The 15354-nt window shown below is 36.4% G+C and carries 12 protein-coding genes and 2 tRNA genes; 8 read left to right on the top strand and 6 right to left on the bottom strand.

Going from position 1 to position 15354, the window contains the following annotated elements:
* Positions 1-129: 129 nt before the first annotated feature.
* Complete coding sequence (gene folK, locus C8C84_RS01700; protein WP_121311878.1) at positions 130-1263, top strand: 2-amino-4-hydroxy-6-hydroxymethyldihydropteridine diphosphokinase; 1134 nt, start codon at positions 130-132, stop codon at positions 1261-1263.
* A 5-nt stretch (positions 1264-1268) separates the two neighbouring features.
* On the opposite strand, the gene C8C84_RS01695 is transcribed toward folK, so the two are convergent.
* The 3 genes from C8C84_RS01695 to C8C84_RS01685 all read right to left on the bottom strand — a co-directional run bounded on the left by C8C84_RS01695 (position 1269) and on the right by C8C84_RS01685 (position 4511).
* Complete coding sequence (locus tag C8C84_RS01695; protein ID WP_233549702.1) at positions 1269-3371, bottom strand: T9SS type B sorting domain-containing protein; 2103 nt, start codon at positions 3369-3371, stop codon at positions 1269-1271.
* A gap of 67 nt (positions 3372-3438) precedes the next feature.
* Positions 3439-3969 carry an RNA methyltransferase gene (locus C8C84_RS01690; protein ID WP_121311876.1) on the bottom strand — a complete coding sequence of 177 codons (531 nt, stop codon included), beginning with the start codon at positions 3967-3969 and terminating at the stop codon, positions 3439-3441.
* A 77-nt stretch (positions 3970-4046) separates the two neighbouring features.
* Entirely contained in the window at positions 4047-4511 is a 465-nt protein-coding gene (locus C8C84_RS01685; protein ID WP_121311875.1) for a DUF1573 domain-containing protein, read from the bottom strand.
* A gap of 153 nt (positions 4512-4664) precedes the next feature.
* On the opposite strand from C8C84_RS01685, the gene mutS reads away from it, so the two are divergent.
* The 4 genes from mutS (at position 4665) to C8C84_RS01665 (ending at position 8105) form a co-directional block, all read left to right on the top strand.
* The gene (gene mutS, locus C8C84_RS01680) at positions 4665-7271 is read left to right on the top strand and encodes a DNA mismatch repair protein MutS (RefSeq protein WP_121311874.1); all 2607 of its coding nucleotides are present in this window, start codon (positions 4665-4667) and stop codon (positions 7269-7271) included.
* 141 nt (positions 7272-7412) lie between these two features.
* Positions 7413-7485, top strand: a tRNA-Gly gene (locus C8C84_RS01675).
* A gap of 12 nt (positions 7486-7497) precedes the next feature.
* A tRNA-Leu gene (locus C8C84_RS01670) sits at positions 7498-7583 on the top strand.
* A gap of 171 nt (positions 7584-7754) precedes the next feature.
* Entirely contained in the window at positions 7755-8105 is a 351-nt protein-coding gene (locus C8C84_RS01665) for a DUF1508 domain-containing protein (protein ID WP_121311873.1), read from the top strand.
* Between the two features lie 86 nt (positions 8106-8191).
* Here the strand turns inward: C8C84_RS01665 and C8C84_RS01660 are convergent, their stop codons facing one another.
* From C8C84_RS01660 to C8C84_RS01650, 3 genes are all read right to left on the bottom strand, one after another.
* On the bottom strand, positions 8192-8395 hold the full coding sequence (locus C8C84_RS01660) for a hypothetical protein (protein ID WP_121311872.1): 204 nt from the start codon (positions 8393-8395) through the stop codon (positions 8192-8194).
* Positions 8396-8553: 158 nt separating this feature from the next.
* A complete protein-coding gene (locus C8C84_RS01655) occupies positions 8554-10698 on the bottom strand; it encodes a S46 family peptidase (RefSeq protein WP_121311871.1) in 2145 nt (714 codons plus the stop codon).
* 42 nt (positions 10699-10740) lie between these two features.
* Entirely contained in the window at positions 10741-11988 is a 1248-nt protein-coding gene (locus tag C8C84_RS01650) for a 3-deoxy-D-manno-octulosonic acid transferase (RefSeq protein WP_121311870.1), read from the bottom strand.
* Between the two features lie 96 nt (positions 11989-12084).
* On the opposite strand from C8C84_RS01650, the gene C8C84_RS01645 reads away from it, so the two are divergent.
* The 3 genes from C8C84_RS01645 (at position 12085) to C8C84_RS01635 (ending at position 15341) form a co-directional block, all read left to right on the top strand.
* On the top strand, positions 12085-13224 hold the full coding sequence (locus C8C84_RS01645; protein WP_121311869.1) for a DegT/DnrJ/EryC1/StrS aminotransferase family protein: 1140 nt from the start codon (positions 12085-12087) through the stop codon (positions 13222-13224).
* A 79-nt stretch (positions 13225-13303) separates the two neighbouring features.
* The gene (gene galE / locus C8C84_RS01640; protein ID WP_121311868.1) at positions 13304-14317 is read left to right on the top strand and encodes a UDP-glucose 4-epimerase GalE; all 1014 of its coding nucleotides are present in this window, start codon (positions 13304-13306) and stop codon (positions 14315-14317) included.
* 46 nt (positions 14318-14363) lie between these two features.
* Complete coding sequence (locus C8C84_RS01635) at positions 14364-15341, top strand: DMT family transporter (RefSeq protein ID WP_121311867.1); 978 nt, start codon at positions 14364-14366, stop codon at positions 15339-15341.
* The last annotated feature ends 13 nt before the right edge of the window (positions 15342-15354 follow it).

Below are 15354 nucleotides of genomic sequence, written 5' to 3'. Positions count from 1 at the left end.
AGCCATAATATGGTTACTATTTAAAGAAGTTTTATGATTTTGGATTAATAGAATTGTTGAGAAATTGTTATTAACAGTCAGTTGTTTTTTGCCGTTATTCTGAAATAGTTTTAGTTAATTTGTGCTTCTATGAACAAGCAGCATCAAGTCATTTTATCTTTAGGTACTAATCAAGGCAATCGTCTCCAAAATATTGAGCGTTGTATTAATGATTTGCACAAGGAAGTTGGCACCATAATCCGAGTTTCTAAGCTTTATGAAACGCCTTCTTGGGGTTTTGAAAGCGAGAAATTTTACAATTGTGCTGTCGTGATGAATACGCATAAATCGGCACATCAAACTTTAGAAGAAGTGTTATTGCTTGAAGAAGCCATGGGAAGAGTTCGCGCAGATAATGACGGTTACCAAGCCCGAATTATTGATATTGACGTGATTGCTTTTGATGAAGAAATTATTGCTTCAGAAAAGTTGCAAGTGCCTCATCCTGAAATGCAAAACCGACTTTTTGTTTTGTTGCCAATGCGTGACTTAAACTTAGATTGGCGCCATCCGATTTTACAGAAATATTTGCATGAACTGTTGGTCCTTTCAGAAGACAAGAGCAATTGCAAAGTAGTTCAAAGCCTTGAAATTCCTATTGCTAAAATCAAGCTCGACCATTTTAACTACATCGCTATTGAAGGAAATATTGGTGCCGGAAAAACAACTTTGACCAATAAATTAGCAGAAGATTTTAATGCGAAAACCGTTTTGGAACGTTTTGCTGACAATCCTTTTCTGCCTAAATTTTACGAAGACCAAAATCGTTATGCTTTCCCGTTGGAAATGTCATTTTTGGCCGATAGATACCAGCAGATTTCGGATGATTTAGCGCAGTTTGATTTGTTCAAGGATTTTATCGTTGCGGATTATCACATTTTTAAATCTTTGATTTTTGCTAAAGTGACTTTAGCCGAAGATGAATTCCGGTTGTATAAAACGATGTTTGATATTATTTACAAAGAAATGCCCAAACCCGATTTGTATATTTATTTGTACCAAAGCACCGAAAGACTTTTGGCAAACATCAAAACAAGAGGTCGAAGTTATGAGCAGGAAATTCCAGCCGAATATCTAGAGAAAATCAATAATGGTTATTTGGATTATATCAAATCACAAAAGGATTTGAACGTATTGATCATAGACGTGACCAATAGAGATTTTTTGAATAATCAAGACGATTATGTTTTTATTTTGGAGGAAATTAAAAATAAAATTCAATAGTTTTTTTATCTCAGCATTGAGAAATGCCCTTTTATTTCGGGCATGGTGTTGTCAATTTTGGCTACAAACCAATAATCGGTTGAAGGTAAAAGTTTACCATTATAAGTGCCATCCCAAGCCCAATTAGAATAGTTTAAAACCGTAATTAATTTACCAAATCTGTCAAAAATTCTCACTTCTGCATTGGCGTAGAAATTTGCACCTTTGATTGACCAAGTATCGTTAATATTATCTCCGTTTGGTGTGAAAAAATCTGGAATTGAGATAACTACAAATGGTTTTTGGTCTGCACCACATTGATTTGTTTCTCTGACATAAGCGATATACATTCCGCCTTCATTCACCATAAAAACATTAGAACTCTGATAATTGATTCCGTCAAGAGAATACTCAAAATCACCACTTTGTGAGGTGTTGATGGTTACTTGTAAATCTGCGGTATCAATACTTGAAATTACAGGTTCAGGATTATAATTAATAGTGAAGGTTTTGGTTTTTGAACAATTTCCAGGCGCCGGTGTTGTTACGGTAACGGAGTAATTTGGAAGTCCTGTTGTGACAATGGTTTGGGTTGTTTCGCCTGTTGACCAAAGGTAACTCATTCCGGGATTTCCGGAACTTAAGGTAATAACATCATTTTCACATAGGTCAATGGTTTCGTCAGAAAGGATTGGTGTTGCATACACATTTACTTGAATAGGAACTCTATCTGATAAACAATTGCTAAAATTAGCTTCCGCATAAAAAGTAGTGTTTTGATGGATATTTGGTACTATAAAATGAGTTCCCAGAAAAATGGAATTTGTGCTTGTCGGACTATCATACCAAAACATGATTCCAGAAGAAGTTTCAACATCAATAATCGTGTAAGCTTCATCACACATATAATAGGGAGAAGTATAGGTTAATATTGGTTTTGGAGTGACATTGGCAACAACAGGAGTTCTGTAAGTATCCGGGCAACTATTAAAATTAGCCGCCGCATAATAAGTGGTAGTAGAGCTTATACTTGGTGTGGTGAAATTATTTCCTGTAGCTATTGGTGTTCCGCCGGTTGGGGTAGTGTACCAATTGACTGTTCCGGTATTAGAAACAGCTTGTAAACTAACGGTTCCGGCTCCGCAACGAGTAGCTGTGGTTGTTGAAGTAATTGCGGCAATTGACATAGTTGAACTGGTTGCAATTTGTAATGTTGGGTCACCGGGCAGTCCGCCATACTCAACTATGTAGCCTTTTGGTTGATAATCACCGCCTGTTGTTCCGGTATTGGTTAAGTCATTCCAAGAGCCAGTTATACCAACACCAGGAGCGGTTACGTGTGCGTAATTTTCGTTGCCCAAATTATTAGGTTCTCCAATATTCCAAAAGGCATAATTAGTCGTGAAACCAGTGAAATTTCCATTCCAAAAAACGGTTCCTATTTCAGGTCCGGTCATCCATTTCCAAACGCCTTCTGTTTCTTCGTCACTACCGCCAATCCATCCGGCACCGGTGGTTTGTTCTCCTGCAATTTGAGCTTCTTCTCCTGAAGTTATGGTTGCCAAATACCCTTGTAGTCCATAATAGGTGCTGGCTTCTGCTGCAGATTTTGCTGCTGACCAAGTGATTCCGATGTTGGGAATATACAAATAATAATGTCCGTTTGAGGGAAGATAATTGGCTTGACCAACCGTTATAGAAAAGTTTCTTGTTCCCGATGGATTCGCAGCATTTGAAGAAAATTCAATATCCTCAATAGCAGCTTCCAGTTCTGTGTATGTTGGTTGTCCAGTGATGCCTGATAGTGTTAAGGTTCCCGTTGTGGCGTTCCAGGCCGTACTTATATTCGGATGGTTTCCAATCAAAGTCAAAGTGTCATCGCCTAAATCATATCCGGATGAAATTTGAACGTAAATGGCGTCTATTCCGGGGTCATCAGGATCTGTGATGGTTATGTTGGTTACAATCTTCATTGAAGTTCCGGGACAATAGGTTTGGTTTCCGGTCGCTATTAATATTGGTGCAATATTGGTGGTTTGTTTACTACACAATGAAGCTTTTACGCTCCCAAAAACAAAAGATGAAGAGCAGAACATTAATAATAAAAAGGCAATCAGATTTTTTTTCATGGCCATAAAAATAATCAAATACTGACCTTTTTTATTATAAAATTATCTTAAAAAGTAAATTATCGGTTTAAAACTTCATTTTTTGGAACAAATCCCAAACGACAATTCCGGCACTAACAGATATGTTTAAAGAATGTTTAGTTCCTATTTGCGGAATCTCAATTGAACCATCACAAAGCTCAATTGCTTTTTGAGATACACCATAGACTTCATTGCCGAAAACCAAAGCATATTTTTTTCTTTTTTCTATGGCAAAATCTTGTAAAAAAACAGCATTTTCTACTTGTTCAATAGCAAAGACTTCGAAGTTGTCTTTTTTTAAATTTTCAATTACGTGAGTTACTTCTTTATGATATTCCCAAGCAACTGTTTCTGTAGCACCCAAGGCTGTTTTGTGAATTTCTTTGTGAGGAGGAATGGCGGTAATGCCACAGAGGTATATTTTTTCAATCAGAAAAGCATCAGCGGTTCTGAAAACTGAACCAATGTTGTGTAGACTTCTGATGTCATCAAGAATGATTGTGATAGGTGTTTTTTCGGCTTCCTTAAAGTCGGCGACTGATTTTCGTTCTAACTCTTTATTTTCAAGCTTTCGCATTTATTTTTTTTGACAAAGATATTCAAAAAAAAAGTCCCGACTAAATCGGGACTTTTCGAATTTATAATTAAGTATAATTAACTTTTTATAGGCTCAACTTTAGTCTCAGCAGGCAATACATTACCTTTAATAGTAAGAACTTTAGTTTCTTGACCTACAGCGTTTGATTTTATAGTTACTGTTTTAGTAAAAGGTTGTCCGGCTCTTGAAGTATCATATTTAACTCCAATTGATCCTTTTTCTCCCGGTTGAATTGCTTTTTCCGGTTTTGTTGGTACAGTACATCCGCAAGAACCTTGAGCACTTTCAATGATTAACGGTTTGTTTCCGTTGTTTACGAATACAAATTCTCTTTTTCCGTCAGAATTAGCAGGAATAGTTCCGTAATCGATAGTTTCGTTTTCGAATAACATTCCCGGTCCGTCTACTTTGGGAGCGTCAATTTTCGAAGCTTCTTTTTTAACTGCTTTTTTGGCTGTTTGAGCATTAGAAGTAGTAACGCCAAAAGTAACTAAGGCAGCAAGTAAAATTATTTTTTTCATTTTATAATGTTTTTAAGTTTCTGTAGCAAATCTATCCAAAATATAAAACCGAGCCCTTTTTTTTACCTTAATATTAAATTAATTTTTTTTGCGTCGGCTATTCGAGCTAAAATATTTAAATTCGCTTTCTTATAAATTTAAATCAAAATTCCATTGTCAGCCAAAGAGATTCAACCCAAGGAAACGCCTTTAATGAAGCAATACAACGAGATAAAAAGAAAGTATCCCGATGCGTGTTTGTTGTTCAGAGTAGGTGATTTTTATGAGACCTTTGGTGAAGATGCGATTCGTGCTTCTAAAATACTCGGTATCGTTTTAACCAAACGTGGCGCAGGTTCGGAAACAGAAACCGCATTGGCCGGATTTCCACACCATTCTTTAAATACCTATTTGCCAAAATTAGTAAAAGCTGGATTACGTGTCGCCATTTGTGATCAATTGGAAGACCCTAAAATGACAAAAACTATTGTCAAACGCGGTGTAACCGAATTGGTAACACCAGGTGTTTCGATGAACGATGAAGTTTTAAATTCTAGGTCGAATAACTTTTTGGCTTCAATTTATTTTGGAAAGAAGCAATTGGGTGTTGCTTTTCTGGATGTTTCTACCGGAGAATTCCTGACAGCGCAAGGCAATGAGGAATACATTGATAAGCTGTTGCAGAATTTTAGTCCGAGTGAGATTTTAATTCAAAAGAACAACAAAGGTCAATTCAAAGAAAGTTTTGGCGAAGATTTTAATGTGTTTTACCTTGAAGATTGGGTTTATAAAGAAGATTATGCGGTAGAAACTTTGATGAATCATTTTCAAACCAATTCCTTAAAAGGTTTTGGTGTAGAAGAATTACCCGATGGCATCATTGCTTCGGGTGCGATTCTTTATTATTTATCAGAAACGCAACACAACAAAGTTCAACATATTACTAATATCCAACGTATAGCCGAAGATGCTTATGTTTGGATGGATCGATTTACCATTCGAAATTTAGAATTATATCATAGTCATTCTCAAAATGCCGTAACGCTTTTGGATGTGATTGACCGAACGCTTTCGCCAATGGGTTCAAGATTGTTGAAACGCTGGTTGGCTTTGCCTTTGAAAGATATCAATAAGATAAGAAGTCGTCACGAAGTGGTTTCTTATTTGAAAGAAGATCAAGAAATCCTTCAAAAAATACAATACCAAATCAAGCAGATTTCCGATTTGGAACGTTTGATTTCAAAAGTCGCTACCGGGAAAATTTCTCCTCGTGAAGTCATTTATTTGAAAGAATCTCTTGATGCCATTATTCCAATAAAGACGATTGCTTTGGAAAGTAAACAAGAGGCTGTTCGGGTTATTGGCGACAATTTGCATGCTTGTGATTTGCTTCGCGAAAAAATAAAAGCCACGCTAAATCAAGATTCTCCGGTTTCAATTGCTAAAGGAAATGCAATCGCGACAGGAATTCATGCCGAATTAGACGAACTGCGCAACATTGCCTTTTCGGGGAAAGAATATTTAGAAGGTATTGAGAAAAGAGAATCAGAGCGCACCGGAATTACTTCTTTGAAGATTTCTTTTAATAACGTCTTTGGGTATTATATAGAAGTCCGTAACACACATAAAGACAAGGTTCCTCCCGAATGGATTAGAAAACAAACTTTAGTCAATGCTGAAAGATACATCACGGAAGAGTTAAAAGAATACGAAACTAAGATTCTCGGCGCCGAAGAAAAAATCCACCAAATCGAAAGCCATTTGTTTGAACAACTCGTGATTTGGATTGGTACTTATATCAAACAAGTACAGTTGAATGCTAATTTGGTTGCCCAATTGGATTGCTTGACTTCTTTTGCGCAATTGGCTATAGAAAATGATTACGTGTGTCCGATTTTGGATGATACATTTGAATTAGAAATCAATAATGGTCGTCATCCTGTGATTGAAAAGCAATTACCCGTTGGCGTTCCTTATGTGGCTAATGATGTTTTCTTAGACAGAGAAACACAACAACTCATTATGATTACCGGGCCGAATATGTCTGGTAAATCCGCAATATTAAGACAAACGGCTTTGATTGTTTTACTGGCGCAAATGGGAAGTTTTGTTCCTGCAGAGAAGGTCAGAATGGGTGTTGTCGATAAAATTTTCACCAGAGTTGGCGCCAGCGATAACATTTCGATGGGTGAATCAACATTTATGGTGGAGATGAATGAAACAGCTTCCATCTTGAATAATATTTCAGATAGAAGTTTGGTTTTGTTAGACGAAATCGGTCGTGGTACGAGTACGTATGACGGAATTTCTATTGCTTGGGCAATAGCCGAGTTTTTACATGAAAATCCGGCAAGACCAAAAACGTTATTTGCTACACATTATCATGAGTTAAATGAAATGAGCGAATTGCTGCCGAGAATTCAGAATTATAATGTTTCGGTAAAAGAGTTAAAAGACAATGTGCTTTTTATCAGAAAGTTGGTTAAAGGCGGTAGTGCTCATAGTTTTGGTATTCACGTTGCTAAAATGGCCGGAATGCCTCAAATGGTAATTCAGAAAGCGCAAAAGCTTTTGAAAAAATTAGAGAAAAATCATTCCAGCGACGCACTCAATACAATTAGATCTTCAAAAGACGAAATGCAGCTCAATATTTTCAGCATGGATGATCCTTTATTGGAAGAAATCAGAGAAGATATCTTGAATTTAGACATCAATACTTTAACGCCGGTGGAAGCTTTAATGAAGCTAAATGAGTTGAAAAGAATGTTATTGAAAAAATAAGCTTGTCGCTTGATTTTGCTAATCAGGGAATTAGATTTTTAGAAAGTTTTTTTCAAAAAAAGGTTTGCATAATTGAATTTTAGTATTACATTTGCATCCGCAATACAGTACAAGTGTTGCCGTTCTTACAAAATTTGAAATGCGAAAATAGCTCAGTTGGTAGAGCGCGACCTTGCCAAGGTCGAGGTCGCGGGTTCGAGCCCCGTTTTTCGCTCAACATCTATACGCTCGGATGGTGAAATTGGTAGACACGCTGGACTTAAAATCCAGTGAACAGCAATGTTCGTGCGGGTTCAAGTCCCGCTCTGAGTACAAAAGCCTCTAACTTTGTTAGGGGCTTTTTTTATGCGGCTATGGTTTGATTTTTTAATAAGTTTAATTGTTTTATACCGATTCAACTTCGTAACTTCGAAGCTGCTGTGAAAGCAAAAGCCTCTAACGAAAATTAGAGACTTTTTTATTTCAAATCCTTTTAAATGTTGTATGGGCACTTTTGTTATCACTAAAAGATTAAATGACTTCTATAAATTTGAGTTTGTCTCCAGAAAAGGGAAGACAATTTTTACCAGTGCCGATTATGAACTCCGATTTGAGTGTGAAGAAGCTATAGAGGTTTTTAGAGTTTCTGTGGATTCACATCGCTTCCTCAGGTTTAAAACGGCTAAAGGAAAATGTTTTTTTAAATTGATGAATGAAGAAAAAGTTTTTGCTGTCAGCAGAAAGTATTCTACAGAATTGATGATGCAAAAGGGAATTGATGAGATTATTAAGTATGCTTCTAAAGCAGAAATATTGGATTTTTCTGCCGGAGATTCTATTTTCTCAGATGTATAAAGATTAGGAAGAGGTTTGTTTTAGAACTTGTATAAAAAAAAGAAAGCCACGCATTGCGTGGCTTAATTTCTTACTGTAATTTAAAATTACTTAGCAGCTGGAGCTTCAGTAGCTGGAGCAGCAGCAGTTGTGTCAGCAGCAGTTGTGTCAGCAACAACAGTAGTTGTGTCAGCAGCTGGCTCAGCAACAACAGTTGTGTCAGCAGTAGCTTCAGCAGCAGCATCAGCTTGTTTACAAGATACTACAGTTAATGCAGCAACAACAGCTAAACTTAAAAATACTTTTTTCATCTTACTTAATTATAAAAGGTTAATTATTAATTCGGAGCAAAGATATAAATTTTTTTATTTGGAAAAACTTTTATTTTAACTTTTTTTAAAAATCTCTATTTTGCTTCGATTTTCATTTAACAACAATCATGCCAAAACTTAAGAGTTGCTTAATTTCTTTATTTTTTCTTTGGTGCAACGATCTTCATTTCTTTGATTAAATTCTCAGCGCCGGCAAATTTATCTACCACAAATAGTACATAGCGGATGTCAACCATAATGTTTCTGCATATTTCAGGAGAATAAAAAATATCACTCATCGTTCCTTCCCATACTCGGTCAAAATTTAGGCCAATTAAATTTCCATTAGCGTCAAGTGCCGGACTTCCGGAATTTCCGCCGGTGGTATGATTGGTTGCAATGAAGGCGACTGGCATTTTGCCTTTTACGCCATAATTACCATAGTTTTTGGTATTGTATAAATCAATTAGTTTTTGGGGAACATCAAATTCATAATCACCGGGAATGTACTTTTCGATTACACCATCCAAATAGGTAAAGGGTTCGTAAATGACACCGTCATTAGGTTTGTAGCCTTTAATCTTGCCATAAGTTACGCGGAATGTACTGTTGGCATCCGGGAAAATTCTATCTGATTTTTTACTCAATTCCAAAATGGCTTTCATATAAGTTCGTTGCGTTGCAGTTATCCTCAAATTGATTTCATCATATTTTGGCGCTACAGTTTTCAAATAATTGTCTGCCATAATTTTTACAACCTGAAATCCTTTGTCTTTGTTGAGGCTTTCTAATACGGTTTTGCTATCGCCGGTTAGTAATACTTTGACTTTTTCATAGGTAACCAATTGCGATTGGGTAAATACTTCATTAGCTAAAACGGCGGCATTTATATTTTCAAAAGTACTTGGCAAGAATTGTTTTGGGTAAGTATTAGCATAAATGCCAATGGTTTTTTCAAAAACTTTTTCATCAATGGTAGTGTTGTAGTCTTTATAGAAATCACCTAATCCATTGATTAAATTGTTTCTTCTGTCGTTGAAGGATTGCTCACCTTTGGTATTGTAAATTTGTTCTAATTGGTACAATTTGTAACCTAAATTCAGTATTTCAGTATTTCGCAAAGCGACTTCTGTAAAGACATCTCTGGCCAAAGCATAGTCGTTTATTTCAGTATAGTTTTTCTCAAAATCAGCCAATAAATTTCCGTATTCTCCTTGCTTTCCTGCAGCAATCACTTTCTTTTGAAAATCGACCTCAAATTGTCTTTTTGCTGCTACTGCATTGGCTTTTTTCAAACCTTTGGATTCTCCAATCCATTTTTTCCACGCATTAGATATAGAAGAGTTCTTAGCGGCATATTGAATCTTAATGGCTTTGTCTTTTCGCATGAATTCATTTTGCACTTTTAAAGTAGCGTCGCGAACTTCTATTTTAGCAGGATTTAATGTGTTTACAATTTGTTCAACCGCTACGGCAGGTAAGTATTCTCGGGTTGTTCCCGGAAAACCTAAAACCATAGTGAAATCATTTTCCTTTAATCCATTGATAGAAATAGGAAAAAAGTATTTAGGCTTGTAAGGCACGTTATCAGCAGCATAAGTAGTCGGACGATTGTTTTTGTCAGCATAAATTCTAAACAAAGAGAAATCTCCGGTATGACGAGGCCAAACCCAATTATCCGTATCGGAACCGAATTTTCCAATAGAACTAGGTGGCGCACCAACCAAACGAACATCACGGAAGGTCTCCGTTACAAATAAAATATATTGGTTTCCGTCATAGAAAGTCTTGATGCTGTTTTCTTGCCAAGATTCTTTGGGAGAAGTTTTGCTCAACTCAGCGATATTGTCTTTTATCTTTTTTTGTTTATCCGCTTCTGAAGTCAATGAGGCAACTCCGGAAAGCACTTTTTCAGTAACATCATCTATGCGAATAATAAAGGTTACAAATAAGTCTTTGTTTGGCAATTCCTCTTCCATTTTATAGGCCCAAAAACCATTGGTTAGGTAATCATGCTCAACGGTTGAATGACTTTGAATGTTGTCATAACCACAGTGGTGATTGGTTAAAATCAATCCTTTGTCCGAAATAACTTCCGCCGTACAACCACCGTCAAAATGAGGAACAGCATCTTTTAAACTGGATTTGTTTACAGAATAAATGTCTTCGGCACTGATTTTCATGCCCAGATTTTTCATTTCGCTTTCGTTCATTCCTTTCAATAACGAAGGAATCCACATGCCGCCTTGTTGCGCTTGTACCTGAAATACTAAAAGTAGTAGCAGTAATCTTAAAAGTTTCATAGTGTAGTTTGTTTGAAGTAAAGTAATGAGTTTGTTTTTATTTTATTTGTTACAAATATGTTTTAAAATCACATCCGTTGCGCCTTTATTCATTTGCACGAAAGTTTCACAAATATGTCCTTTTTCATGACGAATGTCATCATTCAAAATCAAATTGTCGAAAGCATCGTTAAGTTGGTTTTGATTCGTTATCGAAATACAACCTTCCATATTGGCCAAAGCAGTCGCTTCCGCAAAATGGGAATAATTAGGGCCAACGACAATTGGAATACCAAAAGTCGCCGGTTCTAATATGTTATGAACGCCCGGATTACCAAAACCGCCGCCAACATACGCGATATCAGCATAACTGTAAATTTTGGTTAAAATACCGATGGTGTCTATGATGAAAACATTATTTTCTTGTAGAGACGCGATTAATCGCGTCTCTACGTATTCCGAATATAAAACCGTTTTCTTGGTAATTGATTTTTTCAATTCCAAAATTTGTTCGGCTTTGATATTGTGTGGCGCAATGATGAATTTCACATTGTTATCGGCTTGATTGATGAAATTGACCAACAAGCTTTCATCTTTTGGCCATGAACTTCCAATAACAATTGTCGTAGTATTATTTTTAAATTCTTTGATGAAATCTAATGAGTTGTCTCTGTCTAAAATCGAAACCACTCGGTCAAAACGAGTATCGCCTGAGATTTTTACATTTTGGTAGCCCAAAGATTGGAGCAGTTTTTTCGAACTTTCATTTTGAACAAAAAAGTACTCAAAGGTTTTCAGAGCATTTCGGTAAAAACCACCATACCATTTGAAAAAGGCTTGTTTTTCTCTAAAAATTCCAGAAATTAAATAGGTTTCGATGTTCCTTTTTTTCAATTCGTTCAAATAATTGGGCCAATATTCATATTTGATAAAGAAAACCAAATCGGGATGAACGAGTTTCAGGAATTGTTCGGCATTTGATTTGGTGTCCAAAGGCAAATAAACGGTAGCATCAGCAATCGTATTGTTTTTCCGAACTTCATAACCGGAAGGCGAAAAAAACGTCAAGATTACTTTATGATTTGGAAATTCTTTTTTGATTTTTTCCATTACGGGTAAACCTTGCTCATATTCGCCTAATGAAGCAGCGTGAAACCAAATGGTTTTGTCTTTCGGATTTATTTTAGCCGATAAAGTTTCGAAAACGGTTTTTCTTCCATTGACAAACAGCTTTATTTTGGGACTGAAAAGTGCCAATATTTTCACGAGTTGTGACGCCAAAACCAGTAAAACATTATATAAAAAAAACATCCCCAAAAATTTGATGCGCTAAAATACGTTTCTTTTACGGAAGATGAAATTCTACTTCAGAATTTCTTACTTTTGCTACTCATAATTTTTTAGAAGATGAGAAAAATTCAAATGGTTGACTTAAAAAGTCAATACGAAAAAATAAAAGATACAGTTAACGCTTCGATTCAGGAGGTTTTAGATACTACAACTTACATCAACGGACCATTGGTTCATGAATTCCAAAAGAATTTAGAGGAATATTTAGACGTAAAGCATGTGATTCCATGTGCCAACGGAACCGATGCTTTGCAAATTGCCATGATGGGTTTGGATTTAAAACCCGGCGATGAGGTAATTACAGCCGATTTTACCTTCGCTGCTACCGTTGAAGTGATTGCTTTGTTGCAATTGACTCCGGTTTTAGTCGACGTGGATATTGTGAATATGAATATTTCGATAGAAGCGATTAAGAAAGCGATTACACCGAAAACGAAAGCAATAGTACCGGTACATTTGTTTGGTCGTGCTGCTAACATGGAAGCGATTATGGCGATTGCCAACGAACACAATTTATACGTAATTGAAGACAATGCTCAAGCGATTGGTGCCAATTGTAAATTCTCTGACGGAAGCAAAAAGAAAGCCGGAACTATCGGACATGTGTCTTCTACGTCATTTTTTCCTTCCAAAAATTTAGGTTGTTATGGAGATGGTGGAGCAATTTTTACCAACGACGATGCATTGGCACACAAAATTCGCGGAATAGTAAATCACGGAATGTATGTGCGTTATCACCATGATGTTGTTGGTGTGAATTCCCGTTTGGATAGTATTCAAGCCGGTGTTTTGAACGCCAAATTACCGTTGTTAGATGCTTACGGAAAAGCGCGTCAGGATGCAGCTCGTAAATATTCAGCGGCTTTTGAAGGGCATAAAAACATCATTGCGCCAATGATTTGTGATAATTGTGATTGCCATGTTTTCCACCAATATACATTAAGAATTATCGATGCTGATAGAAATGGTTTGATGGAACATTTATTAGCTAAAGGTATTCCGTGTGCGATTTATTACCCTATTCCGTTGCATTCGCAAAAAGCGTATTTGGATTCGCGTTACAAAGAAGAGGATTTTCCGGTAACCAATCAATTGGTAAAAGAAGTGATTTCATTGCCAATGCATACTGAATTAGACGATGAGCAAATCAAATTCATCACCGATAGCGTTTTAGAATATCTAGAAGATAAGAGATAATAGACAATTAGATAATAGACAATTGATTTGGATATACATTTATCATCTTTTAGTCTATTTTCTATAATCTAAACAAAATATGAAAGTAGTAGTAACAGGTGGTTTAGGATTTATAGGTTCACATACGGTTGTAGAATTACAGAATCAAGGTTTTGAAGTAGTAGTAATTGATAATTTGTCGAATGCTTCTATTTCAGTTTTAGATGGTATTGAAAAAATTACCGGAAAGAAACCATTTTTTGAAAATATCGATTTAAGAGAAAAAGGCTCGGTTCAAAATTTCTTTCAAAAACACAGTGATACTGTTGGTTTGATTCATTTTGCCGCTTCAAAAGCCGTAGGTGAGAGTGTTGGAAATCCTTTACTATATTACGAAAACAACATCAATACGTTGGTTTATGTATTGCAAGAACTGATAGCATTACCACAAGCTAATTTCATTTTCAGTTCATCATGTACAGTTTACGGTCAAGCCGAAACTATGCCTATCACTGAGGATGCTTCCGTTCAACCCGCAATGTCACCTTATGGAAACACCAAGCAAATAGGAGAAGAAATTATCAAAGACGTTGCCAGAGTAACCAATTTGAGTTCGGTTTTATTGCGTTATTTTAACCCAATCGGAGCGCATCCAAGTGCTGAAATAGGAGAATTGCCGTTAGGTGTTCCACAAAACTTAGTGCCATTTATTACACAAGCAGCGATTGGCTTGCGTAAAGAATTATCGGTTTTTGGGAATGATTACCCAACGGTTGACGGTACTTGTATTCGCGATTATATTCATGTAGTTGATTTGGCAAAAGCTCACGTTGTAGCTTTACAGCGTTTGTTGGACAAACAAAATTTGGAGAAAGTTGAAACGTTTAATTTAGGAACCGGAACAGGAAGTTCGGTTTTAGAAGTGATTCATGCTTTCGAAAAAATATCAGGTCAAAAAGTACAATATAAAATTGTTGACAGAAGAGAAGGCGATGTAGTTCAGGCATATGCCAATACCGATAAAGCAAGGGAGATTTTAGGTTGGAATACGGAATTGTCTTTAGAAGACGCTTTGGCTTCTGCCTGGAAATGGGAACAAAAAGTTAGAAGTTAAGACCTAAAAACACAGATTACCTTGTCGTAATCAATGTCTGTATTACATGAGTGAAAAACCCGATTTTAAATTACTTTTCTGTCTATTTATAGTAGCGGTAGTTTGGGGTACAACTTATTTGGGTATCAGAGTTGCGGTTGAAACGATGCAACCTTGGTATATCACTTCAGTACGACAAGGTTTAGCGGCTTTGATAGTTTTAGTTATTTTACTTTACAAAAGACAGTTGGCTTGGATTGGATGGGAAAATTTCAAACTCCAATTCATACCGGCGATTTTAATGATTGTCTTAGCCAATGGTTTTACCACCATAGCGGAGCAAAGTGTTTCGAGTGGCTTGACTTCAATATTGAGTGCTTTGTCGCCATTGGTTGTCTTTTTAGGAGGAACGATGATTGGTCAACAAAAGGCTACACTCAAGGGTTTTCTGGGCGTAATTGTTGGTTTTCTGGGTGTGGTTTTTATTTTCAGAGAAGGTTTGGGTGATATTTTGGACCCCAATTATAAAACCGGTATTCTTTTTTTAAGTATTGCAATTCTCTCGTGGTCTGCCGGAACGATTTACACCAAAATGCATACACACAAATCAAACAATATTGCGTTGAATTTGTTTTATCAATTCTCTATTGCAGCCATAGTTCAATATGCTTTAGCGCTAATTATCAATCCGGATGTAGATTTCGATGCTTGGAGTTCGAGAAGCATTTTGGCCACTTTATACCTTTCTGTTTTTGGTTCGGTGATTGCTTTTTTTGCTTATCATTATGCGTTGAAAAGAGTGACCGCTATTCAGGTTTCGGTGCTGAATTATATCAATACCATTATTGCAGTATTCTTAGGTTGGCTGTTATTGGATGAGGTAATTACGCGCGACTTTTTAATTGCAACTATTTTGATTATTTTAGGTGTATTCATTACCAATTATAAGCGAACCCGAGGCACACGAGCCAAAGGCGAACTGAGCAAAGCTAAAGCCGAACAGAGCGGCACGAGCAATAGCGAACTGACGAAGCAAGCTAAATAAAAAAAATCCTCAT

Origin of the sequence: Flavobacterium sp. 102 (genome assembly GCF_003634615.1) — a bacterium.
Taxonomy (GTDB): domain Bacteria; phylum Bacteroidota; class Bacteroidia; order Flavobacteriales; family Flavobacteriaceae; genus Flavobacterium.
This window is presented reverse-complemented; position numbering and strand designations above follow the sequence as displayed.

What these genes read in the sequence shown, in the direction of transcription:
- folK (WP_121311878.1), top strand. Translation starts at nt 130, where the DNA reads ATGAACAAGCAGCATCAAGTCATTTTATCTTTAGGTACTAATCAAGGC.
- C8C84_RS01695 (WP_233549702.1), bottom strand. Translation starts at nt 3,371, where the DNA reads ATGAAAAAAAATCTGATTGCCTTTTTATTATTAATGTTCTGCTCTTCA.
- C8C84_RS01690 (WP_121311876.1), bottom strand. Translation starts at nt 3,969, where the DNA reads ATGCGAAAGCTTGAAAATAAAGAGTTAGAACGAAAATCAGTCGCCGAC.
- C8C84_RS01685 (WP_121311875.1), bottom strand. Translation starts at nt 4,511, where the DNA reads ATGAAAAAAATAATTTTACTTGCTGCCTTAGTTACTTTTGGCGTTACT.
- C8C84_RS01665 (WP_121311873.1), top strand. Translation starts at nt 7,755, where the DNA reads ATGGGCACTTTTGTTATCACTAAAAGATTAAATGACTTCTATAAATTT.
- C8C84_RS01660 (WP_121311872.1), bottom strand. Translation starts at nt 8,395, where the DNA reads ATGAAAAAAGTATTTTTAAGTTTAGCTGTTGTTGCTGCATTAACTGTA.
- C8C84_RS01655 (WP_121311871.1), bottom strand. Translation starts at nt 10,698, where the DNA reads ATGAAACTTTTAAGATTACTGCTACTACTTTTAGTATTTCAGGTACAA.
- C8C84_RS01650 (WP_121311870.1), bottom strand. Translation starts at nt 11,988, where the DNA reads ATGTTTTTTTTATATAATGTTTTACTGGTTTTGGCGTCACAACTCGTG.
- C8C84_RS01645 (WP_121311869.1), top strand. Translation starts at nt 12,085, where the DNA reads ATGAGAAAAATTCAAATGGTTGACTTAAAAAGTCAATACGAAAAAATA.
- galE (WP_121311868.1), top strand. Translation starts at nt 13,304, where the DNA reads ATGAAAGTAGTAGTAACAGGTGGTTTAGGATTTATAGGTTCACATACG.
- C8C84_RS01635 (WP_121311867.1), top strand. Translation starts at nt 14,364, where the DNA reads ATGAGTGAAAAACCCGATTTTAAATTACTTTTCTGTCTATTTATAGTA.